Source organism: Streptomyces sp. NPDC050085 (genome assembly GCF_044460595.1).
GTDB lineage: Bacteria > Actinomycetota > Actinomycetes > Streptomycetales > Streptomycetaceae > Streptomyces.
In genome coordinates this window covers 1,404,154-1,421,375 of sequence record NZ_JBITJZ010000001.1, presented here as the reverse complement: position 1 = coordinate 1,421,375, position 17,222 = coordinate 1,404,154, and the positions used below count along the sequence as shown (strand labels likewise).

Genomic DNA, 17,222 nt, shown 5'->3' with positions numbered 1-17,222 from the left:
TCATGGCGCGGCTCGCCTTCGGCGGCGACTACAACCCCGAGCAGTGGCCGGAATCCGTCTGGCACGAGGACGTCCGGCTGATGCGCGAGGCCGGCGTCACGACGGTGAGCGTCGGGATCTTCTCCTGGGCGCTGCTCGAACCGGCGCCCGGCGCCTACGAGTTCGGCTGGCTCGACCGCGTGATCGACCTGCTGCACGAGAACGGCATCGACGTCGACCTCGGTACGCCCACGGTCGCGCCGCCCAAGTGGTTCTACGACCAGCGGCCCGACGCCCTGCCGGTCACCGCCGACGGCGCCCGCCTCGGCTTCGGCTCACGCGGCGCCATCTGCCACAGCAACCAGGCCTACCGCGACGCCTCCACCCGCATCACCGAGCAGCTCGCCCGTCGCTACGGCAAGCACCCGGCGGTCGTCATGTGGCACGTCCACAACGAGTACGGCGTCCCGGTCAGCGCCTGCTACTGCGACGGCTGCGCGGCCCACTTCCGCCGCTGGCTCGCGGCCACCTACGAGACGGTCGAAGCCGTCAACGAGGTCTGGGGCACCGCCTTTTGGGGCCAGCGCTACGCGTCCCTCGACGAGATCGACCCGCCGCGCACGACGCCGACGGTCGGCAACCCCGCCCAGCAGCTCGACTACAAGCGCTTCGCCGACGCCACCATGCGCGAGAACTTCGTCCGTGAACGCGACGTCCTGCACCGCCTCGCCCCCGGCATCCCGGTCACCACGAACTTCATGACCGCCCTCAGCCAGTGCGACTCCGTCGACTACTGGGCCTGGGGCCGCGAGGTCGACGTCGTCACCAACGACCACTACCTGATCACCGACGGCCGCCGTACGCACGTGAACCTGGCCATGGCCGCGGACCTCACGCGCTCGGTCGCGGGCGGCGACCCCTGGCTGCTCCTCGAACACTCCACGTCCGGCGTCAACTGGCAGGCCCGCAACCCCGCCAAGGCCCCCGGGCAGATGGCGCGCAACTCCCTCGGGCACGTCGCCCGCGGCTCCGAGGGCGCGATGTTCTTCCAGTGGCGGCAATCGCGACGCGGCGCCGAGAAGTTCCACTCGTCGATGGTGCCGCACGCCGGGACGGACTCGCGGGTCTGGCGCGAGGTGTGCGAACTGGGCTCCGCCATCGGACAGTTGGGGGGCATCGAAGGGACCAGGACCGTCGCCGACGTGGCGATGCTCTGGGACTGGCAGTCCTGGTGGGCGCAGAACCTGGAGTGGCGCCCCACCGAGGACCACGACGCGCGCGAGCGCGCCGACTCCTTCTACGAGGCCCTGTACGACCGTCACCTCACGGTCGACTTCGCCCACCCCGAAGCCGACTTGTCGGCCTATCCCCTTGTCGTCGTGCCCGCGCTGTACCTGGCGACGGAGGCGGCCTCCCTCAACCTGCGCGAGTACGTCGAGAACGGCGGCACGCTCGTCGTCTCCTACTTCTCCGGCATCGTCGACGAACACGACGCGGTGCATCCCGGGGCCTACCCGGGGGCCTTCCGCGACGTCCTCGGGCTCACCGTGGAGGAGTGGTCGCCGCTGCTCGCGGGAGAGTCGGTGGGCCTGTCCGGGCCGGACGGCTCGCGTGTGACGGGCGACGTCTGGACCGAGTTCGTCGTCCCGCGCGGGGCCGAGCCCGTCTGGACCTACGAGGACGGGCTCACCGCCGGTCGCCCCGCCATCACCCGGCACGCCTACGGCGCGGGCACGGCGTGGTACGTCTCGACGCGGCTCGGCGCGTCCGACCTGGACACGGTCCTGGCGTCCGCGCTCGCCGACGCCGGGGTCGGTGACCGGCCCGAACTCCCGCGGGACGTCGAGGTGTTGACCCGGGCCGGCGCCACCGGCCGGTACGTCTTCGTGATCAACCACACGCCGGACGAGGCGAAGGTGCCGCTGGCGGACCCGGGGGTGGACGTGCTGTCCGGGGACCGGGTGTCGGGGCGGGTGTGTGTTCCGGCCGGTGCGGTGCGGGTGGTCAGGGTCGAGGCATAGCCCCGTAGGGCGACCGACAACGGCGCGGATCCGCGCCCCAAGACCCCGGCAGAGGCTCCGTGGGGGAAGCCCCGCCGGGTATCGGTGACGCCGCGCGCAGGCCTTCGCACGCGGCGTCACCGCCCCCCACGTGCAACACGCCCACAGACAGCGACGTCGAAGGGACATCGACGATGCACGGCAATGGAATCAACGGCATCACCCGCCCCACCGGCCGCAGAGCCGTCCTGGCCGCGGCCCTGGCAGGCGCGGCCACCCTGGCCCTGCCCACGCAACGCGCAAGCGCAGCAAGCACGTTGACGAACGGCGGCTTCGAGAGCGGCGTCACCGGCTGGTCCACGTACGGCACCACCACCGCGTCCTACTACGAGGCGGGCGGCCGCTCCGGCGGCTACCGGCTCGCCCACTACGCGGCGTCGGCGTACAAGGTCGAGACGTACCAGTACCTGACCGGCCTCGCCAACGGCACGTACACCCTCACCGCCTGGGTCCGCTCCAGCGGCGGCCAGAACTCCGCGTACATAGGGTTGAAGAGCGCCGCCGGCGAGCAGCGCACCGATCTGCCGCCGACCCCGAACGGCACCTGGATCCGCCTCGTCACCTCCGTCGCCGTCACCGACGGCACGGCCACCGTCCGGCTCTACTCCGACGCGAACGCCGGGAACTGGGCCAACTTCGACGACATCACCCTGGCCTCGGGCTCAACGAGCCTTTCCATCAAGGGTGCTGACATCTCGTCACTGAAGAAGAACGAGGACAAGGGCGCCGTCTACAAGAACGCCTCCGGGAGCACCGCCGACGCCGTCGCCGTGCTCGCCGCCGCCGGGATGAACTACGCCCGCCTGCGCGTGTGGGTGAACCCGGTCGACGGCTACTGCAACAAGGCCCGCACCCTCACCATGGCCAAGCGCATCAAGGCCGCCGGGATGAAGCTCCTCGTCGACTTCCACTACTCCGACACCTGGACCGACCCGGGCGCCCAGACCGTGCCCGCCGCCTGGTCGGGACACACGTACGCACAGCTCAAGACCGACGTCTACAACCACACCTACGACGTCCTGAACGCGCTCAAGGCCCAGGGCACCACCGCCGACATGGTGCAGATCGGCAACGAGCTCAACGCGGGCATGCTCTGGCCCGCCGGATCCACCTCCAACTGGGCACAGCTGGCAGGGCTGTTGACCTCGGGGGCGAACGCCGCCAAGGCCGTCTCCTCCGCCACCAAGGTCGCCCTGCACCTCGCCAACGGCGGCGACAACTCCCTGTACCGCACGTGGTTCGACAACGCCGTGGCCCACAGCGTGCCCTTCGACGTCATCGGCCTGTCCTTCTACGGCTACTGGCACGGGCCGCTCTCCGACCTCCAGGCCAACCTCGACGACCTCGCCACCCGCTACGGCAAGCAGCTGTACGTCGCCGAGACCGCGTACCCGTTCACGCTGAGCGGCAGCGACTCCTGGGAGAACGTGATCAACCTGGACTCCGAGCTGGTCTCGGGGTACGCCGCCACCGAGGCCGGTCAATCCGCCTGGTTCCGCGACCTGTTGAACGTCATGGAGGCCGTGCCGAACGGGCGCGGGCTCGGTGCGTTCTGGTGGGACGCCGCCTGGACCGCCGTCGCGGGCAACGGCTGGGACCCGACCGACCCGTCCAGCGGCAACGCCTGGGAGAACCAGGCGCTGTTCGACTTCAACGGCGTACCGACGGACGCACAGGCCTGGTTCAAGCACCGGTGAGAGGGGTGTGATCGCCCCGGAGTACTGTTCCGGGGCATGACGCACACCGAACCGCCGCGCACTCTCACGCCCACGGACCGCACGCGGCTGCGCCGCATGAAGGAGAAGGCGTCCTTCGACCGCGCCGACCTCGAGGCGATCCTCGACGCCGGGTTCGTCTGTCACATGGGAGTGGTCGTCGACGGGACGCCCATGGTCGTCCCCACCGTCTACGGACGCGACGAGCGGCACCTCTACGTGCACGGGTCGGTGGCCAGCCGCAGCCTGGCCGCCGACCCGGAGGCGGAGATATGCGTCACCGTCACGCACATCGACGGCCTCGTCCTCGCCCGCTCCGTCTTCGAGCACAGCGTGAACTACCGCTGCGCGATGATCTACGGCGTCCCGCGCCCCCTCGCCGGCGACGAGGAGAAGACCGAGGGCCTGCGCATCCTCACGGAGCACGCGACCCCGGGCCAGTGGAACTACGCCCGCCGCCCGAACCGCAAGGAACTGGCGGCCACCACCGTCCTCGCCCTCTCCCTCGACGAGGCCTCCGTCAAGATCAGTGCGGGCCCGCCGGACGACGCCGACTCCCCGGACGCCGCGCTCGGCCGCTGGGCGGGCACGCTCCCGCTGACCGCCCGCTGGGGCGCCCCCACCGCCGACCCGGCGCTGCCCTCCGGCATCACCGCGCCCGCGCACATCGTGGCCCGAGCGGGGACCCGGCAGGGGTGAGCGACAAGCGGGGGCATACCGTGAGGTGTCGAACAGTGAACGCCGCTGGACCGTCACAGCAACAAGGAGACACGGGATGCAGAGCCGTACGGCGCTGGTAGAGGACCTGATGGAGCGCTTCCCGCACGTTCCCAAGGAAGCCGTCTTCAAGGAGGACCTGCTCCGGGGCGGTGTGGCCTTCGACCCCTCGGCGCTCAGCGACAACGAGTCGGGCGAGGTGAAGCCGAAGTCGTACTTCATCTTCTCCTTCGACCACGGCACGCTGCCCGAGCTCGGCGAGGCCGCGCTGCGCCGCCCGCCCGAGGAGATCGTCCTCACGGGTGGCCCCTACGACCTGCGCCGCACGGTCGTCTCGGTCCGCGTGAACCCGTCGTCCCCGTACCGCGTGGCGGCCGACGACTCCGGCATGCTCGGCCTGTACCTCGACGGCAAGCGCATCTCGGACGTCGGTGTCCCGCCGATGCCCGAGTACTATCGCCACAAGCTCTCCAACGGGAAGTCGGTCATGGAGGTGGCCCCCACCATCCAGTGGGGCTACCTGATCTACCTGACGGCCTTCCGCGTCTGCCAGTACTTCGGCGCCAAGGAGGAGTGCCAGTACTGCGACATCAACCACAACTGGCGCCAGCACAAGGCGGCCGGGCGTCCCTACACGGGTGTGAAGGACGTCGACGAGGTCCTCGAAGCGCTCTCGATCATCGACCAGTACGACACCGCGAAGGCGTCGACCGCGTACACGCTCACCGGCGGCGCGATCACGTCGAAGGTCCAGGGCCTGGACGAGGCGGACTTCTACGGGCGCTACGCCAAGGCCATCGAGGAGCACTTCCCGGGGCGCTGGATCGGCAAGGTCGTCGCCCAGGCGCTGCCCAAGGACGACGTGCAGCGCTTCAAGGACTACGGCGTGCAGATCTACCACCCCAACTACGAGGTGTGGGACGAGTACCTGTTCAAGATGTACTGCCCGGGCAAGGAGCGCTACGTCGGCCGCGACGAGTGGCACAAGCGCATCCTCGACTCGACCGAGGTCTTCGGCGCGCGCAACGTCATCCCGAACTTCGTCGCGGGCGTCGAGATGGCCGAGCCCTTCGGCTTCAAGACGGTCGACGAGGCCATCGCCTCCACCACCGAGGGCCTGCGCTTCTTCATGTCGCACGGCATCACGCCGCGCTTCACCACGTGGTGCCCCGAGCCGACGACGCCGCTCGGCAAGGAGAACCCGAACGGTGCGCCGCTCGAGTACCACATCCGGCTCCTCGAGGCCTACCGCTCGACCATGGACGAGTTCGGCCTCTCCTCACCTCCCGGCTACGGCCCGGCGGGCGCGGGCCGCGCGGTCTTCTCGGTGAGCTCCTTCATGGACAGCCTGGCCCCGAACTCGGAAGCGGTGGAGACGCCGCAGGCCTAGGGCGTGTCTTCAAACTCCCGTCGTCGCCCGCAGGGCGGCCGCGCGGCGTCTGGTGCGTGCTCTCGGCGTGCCGGGTGCAAGGCCTCGTACTGGATGTACTTGGCCTTACGCCCGGTGCGGCGAGAGTGCGTGCCAGGCGTCGTGAGGCAGACGGGAGTTTGAAGACACGACCTAGGCCGCCTGCTCCGTGCTCGCCGGTGCGGCCGGTGCCGCGATCAGGCGGCGCAGCAGGTCCGTGCGGGTCGCCGGTGCCGCCTGGGACAGGAGCGCGGACAGGACGGCGATCCGGGTCTGGCCCGCGCGCAGCGTGCCGGACAGGACGGCGCCCGCGGCCACCAGGTCGACGGCGCCGCCGCCGGTGTAGATCTCGGCGAGCGGCCCGGCCGGGACGCGGGTGCTGACCGCGACCAGGACCCCGCGGCGCACGGCCGCGGCGACCGCGTCGACGAACGCGGGCGTCGCGTTGCCCGCGCCCGTGGCGACGAGCACGATGCCCTGCGCACCCGCGGCGAGCGCGGCCTCGAACAGGGCCGGGTCGGCGTCGCTGTGGTGCATCACGACGTCGACGCGGGGTATCGCCGCGCCGTCGGCCGGTATCTCCAGCGGGGCGGGGCGCTGCGGGCTGGTGCGGATGTCCACGCGGCCGAAGCCGAGGCGGCCCAGCGGCTCGGCCGAGGGGTCCGCGAACGCGTTCGGCGCGAGGGTCTGCGTCTTGACCGTGCCGCGCGCCGCGTGCACCTTGCCGTCGAACACGACCAGGACGCCCAAGTCCCTTACGGAAGCGGCGACTTGAAGCGCGTCGTACATATTGCCCGGACCGTCGCCGTCGGCGGCACCCAGCGGCTTCTGTGCACCGGTGAACACCACCGGGCGCGGGTCGTCGTGGTGCAGGTCGACGAAGAACGCGGACTCCTCGAGGGTGTCCGTGCCGTGTGTGACGACGATGCCGTCCACGGCCGGGTCCGCGAGCACCTCGCGCACGGTGCGCAGCAGCATCAGCTGGCGCTCGCTGGTCATGCTCGAACTGTTCACGTTGAAGAGATCGACGACCTTCACCTCGACGCCGTCCGGCACGGCGGCGCTGGCCAGGACGGTGTCGCCGCCCGCGTCGGCGGCGTAACCGGTGCCCTGCCAGCGGCTGGCGATGGTGCCACCGGTGCTGATGAGGGTGATGCGCTTGGGCGCGTGGATGCGTTCCATGGTGCTGCCTCGCCAAGGGGGTCGGGTGCGGCGCCTGCGCGCGGGCGCATGCACGTTCGATCTTCAGCAAGGATAAATCGGAAAGGGCGCAATCGGATTGCGAATCCTGGCCCATGATCGCGCTCTTTGTAGCGCACAATTGCGTCATGGACCGCATCGATGTGAATATCTTGCGCGAGCTCCAGGCCGATGGCAGGCTCAGTAATCAGGAGCTGGCCCAGCGCGTGGGCCTGAGCCCCTCGCCGTGCATGCGCCGCGTCCGGCAGCTGGAGAAGGACGGCGTCATCCAGGGCTACCGCGCGGTCGTCGACCCGGAGGCCGTCGGCCGCGGCTTCGAGGTGCTCGTCTCCATCGAGGTGCGCCGCGACCGCGCCTCCGTCGAGGCCTTCGAGCAGGCCTTGCAGGAGATCCCCGACGTCATCGAGGCCTACCGCCTGTTCGGCAGCCCCGGCTGCCTCCTGCGCATCGCCGTCGCGGACCTGGCCGCGTACGAACGCCTGTGGATCGAGCGCCTCACCACGCTGGACGGCGTGACCGAGGTGAACTCGCAGATCATCATGAAGCGCGTGAAGGAGCCGAGGGGCCTGCCCGTCTGACCACGGGACGACCGGACGCCACGGAGGCGTCCGGCCGTCGTCGGTGCGTCAGCGTCCGAGGAACGCGTTGTACACGGTCACCGTGGACGTGTTGCCCTGCAGGTCCACGACCTTGCCGCGCAGCGCGACGCCCTTGCCCTTGGCGGGCGCCTTCAGGGACGCCTTGCCGTGCTTGACGCTCAGCGTCTGCCAGGTCGCGCCGTTGTCGTACGAGGCCTGCACGGCAAGGGACTTGAGGTTGTCCCCGGCCGCGGCGCCCTGTACCTCCACCGGCAGCGAGAGCTTCTTGCCCGCCCTGGCCTGCGACTGCAGGTCGAGGCCGGGGTGGAAGCGGACCACGGAGGCCGGCACGCTCTTCTCGCCGTCCTTCGAGCGGAAGGTCCAGCTCGCGTCGATCCGCGAGCCGACCGTGCCGAGCTTCGGGTCACGCGAGCTCGTGGTGCTCAGGGTGTACTCGTGCTGCTCGGCCGGGACCGGGAAGGACTGGTACGACAGCGGTTCGTCGTTCTCGACGAGCACCTTGCCGTCCTGGGCGAGGCTGGTGTGCCCCACCTCTCCCTCGGCCGTTCCGGTGTGGCCCTGGCCGTCGTCGAAGAGCCCGACGAACGCGTAGAGCGTGTTCCCCGAACGCACCAGCGACTTGGAGGCCGCCGCGTCGATCGCCGGTCCGAAGACTCCGGTGTTGAAGTCCTCCCGGTAGGTGCGCCCCGCCTGGTACGTCACGAAGCTGACTCCGTACCGCGCGTCGGTCAACTGCCAGCCGTTGGGCAGGAAGTCGCCGAGCTGCTCCATGGCGATGCTCCACTGGGCCCCGTCCGCCGTGGACAGGTACAGCCGCTGCTCGCTCGGCGCGGCCAGCGGCATCCGGCCCGCCGCGTAGCCCATCAGGGAGTTCTTCAGCGTGGGGATCGTCGCGAGGTACGCGTCCTTGCCCGGCGCGGCCTCGCCGAGGCCCACCTTCACCTCGGCCAGCCCCTCGCTCGTCTCGTGCCGCGTGAACCCGGTCGCGAGATGCTCGACGGGGCCGCCGTAGACCAGGGAGTACTGAGTGGCGTCGCCGACGGTGAAGTCCGCGTCCCACACCTGCTGGAGCGACCCGTCGGTGAGCTCGGGACCGAGATGGGCGGCGCGCACGTTCTCGTACGAAGGGAGCTGCCAGGCCGACTGATAGGACGAGTAGCCCTTCTTGACCGCGAAGCCCATGTACGCCTGCTTCGCCTTGGCCTGGGGGTCGGGCACCGTGATGTCGACCGGCTTCGCGGTGCGGGCGTCGAGGGTGACCTTCTGGTCCTTGTCGACGACCAGCTTGGGCTGGGCGATCCAGTCCGTGCCCTTGGTGGTGTCGTTGCGGTCGTTCACGATCATGCCCTGCACGCTGTACTCGCCGATCGGCAGCCGCACGGACGTGGCGGCGCTGTCCTCGTCGAACGCGAACTCCTGGCCCGTGGCCTGGCCGGTCAGTCCCTTCACGTACGTCTGGAAGTGCGCGGCAGGCTTGCCGTCCCGTCCGAGGTGGCTCAACTCGACCTGGTACGAGGCGACTTCGCGCTGCACGACGAACGCGCTGCGCACCGCCTGGTCCGCGCCGGTCGCGACGACGGCGCCGCTGTACTGCCCGTCGGCCCCCTCGACCTTCGTGTCGGCACTGACGGTGACGTCGGCGGTCCCGCCCGCCGGCACGGTGACCTTCGCCGGGCTGGCCGTGAACATGCCCGCCGGGGCGGCCTTGCCGTCAGGGCCGGTGCCGCTCGCGGCGAGGTCCAGCGTGACGTCGGCGGTGCCCGTGTTGCGGTAGGTCAGCTTCTGGGTGAGCGGCTGGTCGTCGTCGTGCGGCCAGGCGGCGGTGCCGAAGTTCAGCGAGGTCTGCTCGGCGTACACGCCCGTCCTGATCGCGTGGTCGACCTGGATGCGGCCCGAGCCCTGGTCGAACGCGGAGAACCCGGTGTCCTTCGTGGACGCGGTCAGTACACCCTTGAGCTGGGCGGCCTTCCAGTCCGGGTGCTGCTGCTTCAACAGGGCCGCGGAGCCCGCGACATGGGGCGTCGCCATGGACGTACCGGAGATGGTGACGTAGCCCTCGGGGTTCTCACCGACCTCACCGGCGATGACGCTGCCGGGGGAGGACGCGGCGGTGATGTCGACGCCCGGCGCGGTCACGTCCGGCTTGATGGCGCCGTCGCCGATGCGCGGCCCGCGGCTGGAGAAGCTCGCCGTCTTGTCGGCGCTGTCGACGGCACCGACGGTCAGCGCGCTGTCCGCGGAACCGGGGGAGCCGACGGTGCTCGCGCCGGGACCCTCGTTGCCCGCGGCGATGGCGAAGAGCACGCCGTTGCTCTCGCTGTAGTGGTCGACCGTCTGCTCCAGCGGGTCGGAGTCCGCGGAATCGGGGCCGCCCAGGCTCATGTTGACGATGTCGGCGCCCTGCGCGACCGACCAGTCGATGCCCTTGATGATGTCCGACTCGGAGCCGCTGCCCGTGTCGTCGAGGACCTTCGCGGCGATGATGCTCGCGCCCGGGGCCACGCCCTTGTACTTGCCGCCCGACTTCGCGCCGGACCCGGCGATCGTGGAGGCGACGTGGGTGCCGTGACCCTGGTGGTCCACGTTGTCGGGCGAGGTGGAGAAGTTCTGCGCGGCGATCACCTTGCCGGCCAGGTCGGGGTGGTCGGCGTAGACGCCGGTGTCGACGACCGCGACCTTCACGCCCTTGCCGTCGAAGCCCGCCTGCCAGGCCGCGGGGGCGCCGATCTGCGGGACGCTGACGTCGAGTTGGGCCTTGACGGGGGCGTCCAGCCAGACGTGGTCGACGCCCTGGGCGGTGGTCCTGCTGACATCGTTGTCCGCCTGCGTCAGGGACGACCAGAGTGCGGACAGGTCCTTGCCCGGGGTGGTCAGGGCCTCCGCGTTGAGGGCCCCCAGCGAGTGGCGCACCGTGGTGGCCCCGGCGTCGCGGACCTCGGCGCGGGCGGTCGAGGCGGCGCCGTGGTAGCCGACGATGACCTTGAGCCCGTTCTTGTACGCCGCGCGGGCGGCGGCCGTGTCGAGCTGCTTGATGTCGAAGAGCCGCTCGTCGAGGCGGCCTTCGGTGATCAGCCGCTGGGCGTCGAGCGGCACGACGAGCGAGCGCTTCCCGTCGTCCTCGATGTGGACGGGTATCTTCTCGCGCCCCGGCGCGGGCCGGAACCCGCTCACGCGGCCGTCGGTCACCTCGGCGACGTCGCCGGTGACCAACTGCACGCGGTGCACGGCGGATTGCCTCTTCGGCGCTTTGGGGGCAGCGGCCGCGACGTCGGCGGTGGCCGGCAGTGAGGCGGTCGTCATCGCCGCGACCGCGGTGGCGGCCAGGGCGATGAAGGTGTGTCTTCTGGCGAGTCTGGGCACATCGATCCTTGGGGGGATTGCTGATGGTCCTGCAGTAGGCCTGCAGTGGTATACCGCTAACTGTGCGAGGCGCAGTATTCATGCGGTCGTCGCCCGAGACAAGGCCTGGTTCGCCGGAAGGTATACGAGGCGGGCGGTGACGGACCGGAGGATTCCGGGAGAACCCGGTCGCGTCCAAGGTGCCCGTGCCGCAGCGGAGTTCGCGGAGTTCCGGCCGGGGCCGAGGGCCCCGGCCAGGGGCTCAGAGCGTCATCAGTCTGCCCCGCTTGAGCCGGACCACCTCGTCCGAGGCGTCGGCCACCTCGCGTGAATGGGTCACCAGGATCACGCACTTGCCGTCGTCGTGCGCCAGCTTCCGGAACACCTCGATGATTCCGGCGGCGGTGTCCTGGTCGAGGCTGCCCGTGGGCTCGTCGGCGAACAGGATGTCGACCTCGCAGGCCAGCGCGCGGGCGATGGCGACGCGCTGCTGCTGGCCGCCGGAGAGCTGCAGCGTGCGGCGGTGCTGGTCGGACTCGTCCACGCCGAGCAGGGTGAGGAGTTCGACGGCGCGCTTCTTCTTGTTGCGGCCCTGCACGCCGGTGATCTCCATGGCGGAGGTGATGTTCTGCACGGCCGTCATGTAGGTGAGCAGGTTCAACGACTGGAACACCGTGGCCACATGGCGGTTGCGGTAGCGGCCGAGACCGATCTCGGCGACGTCCTCGCCGCGGAAGCGGACACTGCCCCGCGTGGGGGAGTCGAGCCCGCTGGCCAGCGAGAGCAGCGTCGTCTTGCCGCTGCCCGAGGGGCCGATGACGGAGTACATGCGGCCCTCGTCGAAGGAGTAGTCGACGTCCTTGAGGACGGTGCGCCGGCCGGTGCCGGACTGGTAGGTGCGGGACAGTCCCGTGAGCCGCAGGATCGGGGTGGCCTGGTCGGTCGTCATGTCAGTCGCCCTTCGTGAGGATGTCGCGCGGGTTCAGGCGCAGGATCCGGATGCCGGGAACGATCGTGGCCAGGGCCGCGATGCCGAGCCCCGTGGCGCCGACGGCGCCGATGTCGCCCGCGCCGAGCCGGATGTCGATCGAGTCGATCGGGTCGACGGCCGGGGTGTCCTCCTTGTTGGCGCCGCCCGTGGGATCGGAGAGGTCCTGCTGAGGGCCCTCGTCGTCGGCGGCGTTCTGGGCGGACGAGACCTCACCGGACAGCAGTCGGTCGCCGATGGCCTGGGCGATGACCTGGCTGCCGACGGCGGCGAGGCCGATCGCGAGGACCGCGCAGGCGACGACCTCGACCAGGTGCTGGCCGAGCAGCTTGGGCTTCTTCTCGCCGAGGGAGAGCAGAATGCCCATCTCCTTGCGGCGCTCCCGCATGTTCGAGGCGATGATCAGGGCGAGGATGACGGTGCCCGCGACCGCGACCAGCCAGACCGTGAGCGAGGCGAAGTCGGCGGTCTTGTTGATCGGCCCGACCAGCGTCTTGTACTGCTTGTCGTTGACGCTCAACGGGAAGATCTTCAGGTCGACCCCGGCGGCCTCGGCGTCCTTCTTCAGCCGGTCCAGGTCGTCCGGCCTGTGCAGGGTGAAGGTCGCCGACTTCACGACACCGCCGTCGGCACCGACGTCCTTGCCGTCGAGCCGGGTCGCGCCGTCCGGGGAGACGTAGATCTGGTTCGAGGGCGCCTGCATCGGCGGGACGTACGTGCCCGGGTCGGCGGTGCTGCTGCGGTAGATGCCGCCGACGGTGAACTCCTCCTCCTTGGTGCTCAGCCGCCCGTCGGGATTCTGGACATTGGCATTGAGCTTGACCTTGTCGCCGACTTTCAGGTGGTTGTCCTTGGCCACCCGCTCCTCGATGACGACCATGTCGCTCTTGCTGTCCGGCGTGATCCCGGAACCGGCCACGAGCTTCGAGTCGCCGTTGCGGAAGTCCTTGACCGAGTTCAGGTCCCGTACGCCGTCGGCCTTGAAGAAGTCGACACCGCCGGTGTCCTGCCCGGCCGGAGCGGGCACCGGCTGATGCAGCTTGACCTGATCCGTGGGGGCGGCGACCCCGTCCTTCGTGTAATTGCACTGGGCCACGACGGACGACCTGCAGATCTTGTCCACGAGACTGCGGCGCAGATCGGCGTCGGCCCCGATCATCCCCGGCTGCGCACCGTCACTGTGCTTCCCCTTCCCGGACTCCAGGTAGGCGTTGAGATCCAGCTGCATGGTGGCCACCACCCCCACGCTGTTCTTCGCCGAGTCCGCGGCGCGGGCCGCGGCGGACTGGATGAGGAAGCCGGACAGGACCAGGGCGCAGATGACGAAGAAGAGCCCGACGAGCATCACCGTCTTGCCCAGATGGCTGCACAGCCGCCACCAGGCCCGCTTGAAAAGGTTCATGGAACTCACGCTAAAAGCGCGGGGTTTTCAGCGATGTTTGTGCGCCGCGGCACGCACCGGACGTCTCATACACGAATCAAAGACGGGATTTGGTAAGACGTAACTGCCCCTGAATCGATGAATCAATGAAAAGCAAAGGTTGTCGTACGTGCGCGTGCTGGTGGTCGAGGACGAGCAATACATGGCGCGGGTCCTCGAGATCGGGCTGCGCCGGGAGGCGTTCGCGGTCGACGTCGTCCATGACGGAGCCGCCGCCCTGGAGCAGCTGACCGTCTACGACTACGACGCCGTGGTCCTCGACCGGGACCTGCCCGAGGTGCACGGCGACGAGGTGTGCCGCCGGATCGTGGCCATGGACCTCGGCTGCCGCATCCTCATGCTGACCGCTGCCGGACGCCTCGGCGACAAGGTCGAGGGGCTCGGCCTGGGAGCCGACGACTATCTGGCCAAACCGTTCGACTTCCCCGAACTGGTCGCCCGGCTGCGGGCGTTGCACCGCCGCAGCCCCGTCGCCCACTCCCCGGTCCTCACCTGCGCCGACGTCACGTTCGACACGCACCGCCGCCGGGTGACCCGTGCGGGCACCGAGATCCGCCTCACGCCGAAGGAACTCTCCGTCCTCGAGCTGCTGATGCGCGCCGACGGCGGAGTGCTGAGCGCCGAGTACCTCCTCGACAAGGCCTGGGACATGCACGCCGACCCCTTCACCAACGCCGTACGCCTGGTCGTGCACACGCTGCGCAAGAAGCTCGGGGAGCCGCAGCTCGTGCACACCGCGATCGGCGCCGGCTACTACCTGGGGACCGAATGAAGCGGCCCGGACGCGGTCCACGGCAGCGGACGCTGAGCATCCACGCCCGCCTCTTCCTCGGCTTCGGCAGCGCGCTCGGTGTCTGCGGCGCCCTGATGGTCGTGATCATCTACGTCGGGATGCGCTTCCTGCCGACGTACGACTTCAGCCAGACCGTGGTGGTCCCGGAGGGGTCCCACCAGTCCGCGTCCCAGCGGCCCGCGTCCCCGGTCCCCACCACCGGAGTCAGCCCGTCCCCGGGTGTCACGTACGAGCCGGCCAAGGGCGTCAGGGCCGGTGACGGCATCTCCAGCAAGGAGGACGTCTGGCACACGGTCCTGCTGGTGTCGATCGGCGGCGTGCTCGCGGTCATGGCCCTCGGCCTCGGCGCGGGCTGGCTGCTGTCCCGGCGCCTGCTCGCGCCCCTGCACACCATCAGCGAGGCGGCGGCCAAGGCGGCGGACGGCGATCTGTCGGAACGCATCAACGCCCAGGGCCCGCGCGACGAACTCAAGCAGCTGGCCGACACCTACGACACCATGCTGACCCGCCTCGAGCAGTCCTTCACCGCCCATCAGCGGTTCGCCGCGAACGCCTCGCACGAGCTCCTCACCCCGCTGGCCACCACCCGGGCCGTCCTCCAGGTCGCCGCCGACGACCCCACCGGCGAGGAGTTCGCCGAGCTCGTCCCCATGCTCCAGGAGACCAACGAGCGCAACATCAGCGTCGTCCGGGCCCTGCTCGACCTCGCCGCAGCGGACCAGGCCGCCTTCGACCCCGACCCGGTGGACCTCGCCGACCTGGCGGAGCAGGCCGCGTCCGACCGCACGGCACAAGCGGCGGAGCACGGCATCCGGCTCGCCGTGGACGCCGAACTCGGCTGCGAGGTGAGGGGAAACACCACCCTGCTGCGCCACCTCCTGCTCAACGTCCTCGACAACGCCCTGACCCACAACGTCCCCGAAGGGGGATCGGTCCACCTCGCCGTCTTCCAGGAGGGCCAGACCGTAGTGGTGGAGGTGGAGAACACCGGCCCGTACGTCGACGAGGCCGTGGTCGAGCGCCTCTTCGAGCCCTTCTACCGGGCCCGCTCCCGGGTCGGCAGCGACCGCACCGGGCACGGTCTCGGCCTCGCGATCGTCCGGTCGATCACCACCGCCCACCACGGCGTGGTCACCGCGCACGCCCGTCCCACGGGCGGGCTCACCGTGCGGATCGAGGTCCCGGTGAGCCGGTAGTGACGGGGGCCCGCGCGGAGCTGGGCACTGTGCCTCGCTCTCATCGAGGACCGGCTTACGCGGATCGGAGGCGACCGTGGTCGCCATGACCGATGCCGCGCGGTGGCCCAGACCCCCATGGTGCAGCCCATCCTGATGATGGGCGCAGATGACCGGTGTGCCGCTCCTCAGCGGACCGGCTGGTGGCTGCCCAGGAGTTCGGCGAGGCCCCGCCGGGCGAGCCGCTCGGCGAGCGCGTCGTCGCCGCACACGATCATCCGGCCCGCCGCGGCTGCCGGTTGAGGGCGCCTGGGCTGGTGAGGAAGCGTGGTCGCGCTTCCTGGACTGCCGTGGACCGGGTGGTGGTTCCGTGCCGTGGGACGCATGGGCCCGCTTGTCGAAACGAGTGGCATCGGCACGGAATCTCTTGACGGCGGTCACGGTGACGGTGATCAGCCTGTCGGCGCGTACAGCACCCCCAGCTTGTCGATCTCGGTGTCGGCCCGTCCTGCGAAGCCGACGATCTGCCAGCCGGGCGGTGCCGTGAAGGTCTTGGTGTCGGACGTCGCCGTACCGGCGGACAGCGTGCGGCCCTTGTCCGTGGTGAACGATGCCGAGAAGATCCGCGTATGGCCGTCCTTCTGACCCTGTGTCAGCTCGACGGCGGTGAGGTGTTCGCCGGAGGCCAGCGTCAGGGACGTCGCCGTGCCGCCCGTGCCGCCGTGGGTGAGGGGCGTGCCGCCGTCGTGCGTCAGGGTCACCGCGTCCAGGCGGGAGCTGCCGCGCAGGGTCAGGGTGCGGGGAGCCATCGACATCGACGTCGGCAGGTCGTCCGCGTCGTTGAAGGCGGTGCCGTGCGGGCCGCCGATGAAGTCGCTTGCCCTCAGGGCGGAGTTGAGGGTGTAGGAGAAGTCGACCGTGTGCGGGAAGTGGTCGGACAGATTGCCGCCCGCGGAGTCCAGGAACGACGCCCACTCGTTGTGGTAGCGGGTGGCGTCGAGCGTCAGGAGCTTGCTGCCGCGGTAGAGGACCTTGTCGACGACCTCGCAGCTGTTCGGCGGAGCCGTCGTCGGGCACAGCAGCGGGTCCGCGCCCTGCGTCGGCCGGACGCCGCCCTTGACCAGCTGTACCCACGCGTCCGTCAGGCCGTTGCTGTCGGCGAGGGTGCGGATGTTGTCGCCGCTGCGGGTGTAGCGGGTGTTGGTGTCGCCCATGACGATGACCGCGTTGCCGGACGAGTTCGCCCGGATGAAGTCCGACAGCTGCTGGACGTTGGCGCGGCGGGCGGCCAACGCGTCGTCCGAGTCGTCGGCGTTGGTGTGGACGTTGTAGAGGTCCACGAAGACGCCCTCGGCGAGCCGGACCCGGGCAAGCGAGAAACCCTTCGGGGTCAGGCAGTTGGTGCCGGTGCACTGGTTCCACTTCACCCGCTCGAAGTCTTCGAAGGCGTAGTCCGAGAGGGTGTTGAGGCCGTCACCGAAAGGCACGCCGCCGCTGGTCGCGGTGCGGTGCGGGTGGTTGTCGCCCGCGTACAGGGCGGCGTGGTAGTTGAAGTCCTCCTGGACGTTCACGATGTCGTACGCCGCCAGGCGCGGCGAGATCAGCGGGGTGTTCGTCTCCGGGTGGCCGGAGCTCAGGCCTTCCGGAAGGCCTGCGACGTTGTAGGTGAGGACGTTGAAGGTGCCCGTGGCGGCGGCCGCCGCAGGGGCGGAAGCAGCGACCGCCGAGGTGGAGCCGGTGGCGGCGAGGCCGGTCAGGGCGATGGCTGCGGCCGCGAGGGTGCCGATCAGTCTTCTCATGGTGGGGGC

The 17,222-nt window shown here is 70.1% G+C and carries 13 protein-coding genes; 7 read left to right on the top strand and 6 right to left on the bottom strand.

Annotation, left to right across the window (positions count from 1 at the left end; genetic code table 11):
* Positions 1-2: 2 nt before the first annotated feature.
* From ACIBUY_RS06190 to ACIBUY_RS06175, 4 genes are all read left to right on the top strand, one after another.
* Positions 3-2,000, top strand: coding sequence for a beta-galactosidase (locus tag ACIBUY_RS06190; RefSeq protein ID WP_399151921.1), 1,998 nt, complete (start codon positions 3-5; stop codon positions 1,998-2,000).
* A gap of 173 nt (positions 2,001-2,173) precedes the next feature.
* The gene (locus ACIBUY_RS06185; RefSeq protein WP_399151920.1) at positions 2,174-3,736 is read left to right on the top strand and encodes a glycosyl hydrolase 53 family protein; all 1,563 of its coding nucleotides are present in this window, start codon (positions 2,174-2,176) and stop codon (positions 3,734-3,736) included.
* A gap of 36 nt (positions 3,737-3,772) precedes the next feature.
* Entirely contained in the window at positions 3,773-4,453 is a 681-nt protein-coding gene (locus ACIBUY_RS06180; protein ID WP_365566870.1) for a pyridoxamine 5'-phosphate oxidase family protein, read from the top strand.
* 76 nt (positions 4,454-4,529) lie between these two features.
* Complete coding sequence (locus ACIBUY_RS06175; RefSeq protein ID WP_365566869.1) at positions 4,530-5,861, top strand: radical SAM protein; 1,332 nt, start codon at positions 4,530-4,532, stop codon at positions 5,859-5,861.
* Positions 5,862-6,032: 171 nt separating this feature from the next.
* Here the strand turns inward: ACIBUY_RS06175 and ACIBUY_RS06170 are convergent, their stop codons facing one another.
* Positions 6,033-7,061, bottom strand: coding sequence for an asparaginase (locus ACIBUY_RS06170; RefSeq protein ID WP_365566868.1), 1,029 nt, complete (start codon positions 7,059-7,061; stop codon positions 6,033-6,035).
* 146 nt (positions 7,062-7,207) lie between these two features.
* Here ACIBUY_RS06170 and ACIBUY_RS06165 point away from each other — a divergent pair, with 146 nt between their 5' ends.
* Entirely contained in the window at positions 7,208-7,657 is a 450-nt protein-coding gene (locus ACIBUY_RS06165; RefSeq protein WP_399151919.1) for an Lrp/AsnC family transcriptional regulator, read from the top strand.
* 48 nt (positions 7,658-7,705) lie between these two features.
* Here the strand turns inward: ACIBUY_RS06165 and ACIBUY_RS06160 are convergent, their stop codons facing one another.
* The 3 genes from ACIBUY_RS06160 to ACIBUY_RS06150 all read right to left on the bottom strand — a co-directional run bounded on the left by ACIBUY_RS06160 (position 7,706) and on the right by ACIBUY_RS06150 (position 13,407).
* The gene (locus ACIBUY_RS06160; RefSeq protein WP_399151918.1) at positions 7,706-11,038 is read right to left on the bottom strand and encodes a S8 family peptidase; all 3,333 of its coding nucleotides are present in this window, start codon (positions 11,036-11,038) and stop codon (positions 7,706-7,708) included.
* A gap of 241 nt (positions 11,039-11,279) precedes the next feature.
* Positions 11,280-11,966: an ABC transporter ATP-binding protein gene (locus ACIBUY_RS06155; RefSeq protein WP_399151917.1), complete on the bottom strand. Its 687-nt coding sequence runs from the start codon at positions 11,964-11,966 to the stop codon at positions 11,280-11,282.
* A gap of 1 nt (position 11,967) precedes the next feature.
* Positions 11,968-13,407 carry an ABC transporter permease gene (locus ACIBUY_RS06150; RefSeq protein ID WP_399151916.1) on the bottom strand — a complete coding sequence of 480 codons (1,440 nt, stop codon included), beginning with the start codon at positions 13,405-13,407 and terminating at the stop codon, positions 11,968-11,970.
* Between the two features lie 148 nt (positions 13,408-13,555).
* Between ACIBUY_RS06150 and ACIBUY_RS06145 the strand changes: the two genes are divergently transcribed.
* Positions 13,556-14,218 carry a response regulator transcription factor gene (locus ACIBUY_RS06145; RefSeq protein ID WP_399151915.1) on the top strand — a complete coding sequence of 221 codons (663 nt, stop codon included), beginning with the start codon at positions 13,556-13,558 and terminating at the stop codon, positions 14,216-14,218.
* Positions 14,215-15,435, top strand: a complete 1,221-nt coding sequence (locus ACIBUY_RS06140) for a sensor histidine kinase (protein WP_399151914.1) — start codon at positions 14,215-14,217, stop codon at positions 15,433-15,435. The genes ACIBUY_RS06145 and ACIBUY_RS06140 overlap by 4 nt, the downstream gene beginning before the upstream one ends.
* Positions 15,436-15,602: 167 nt before the next feature.
* Here the strand turns inward: ACIBUY_RS06140 and ACIBUY_RS06135 are convergent, their stop codons facing one another.
* On the bottom strand, positions 15,603-15,800 hold the full coding sequence (locus tag ACIBUY_RS06135; protein WP_399151913.1) for a hypothetical protein: 198 nt from the start codon (positions 15,798-15,800) through the stop codon (positions 15,603-15,605).
* A 66-nt stretch (positions 15,801-15,866) separates the two neighbouring features.
* Positions 15,867-17,213 (bottom strand): jacalin-like lectin, encoded by a 1,347-nt coding sequence (locus ACIBUY_RS06130; protein WP_399151912.1) that lies wholly within the window; start codon positions 17,211-17,213, stop codon positions 15,867-15,869.
* Positions 17,214-17,222: the final 9 nt, after the last annotated feature.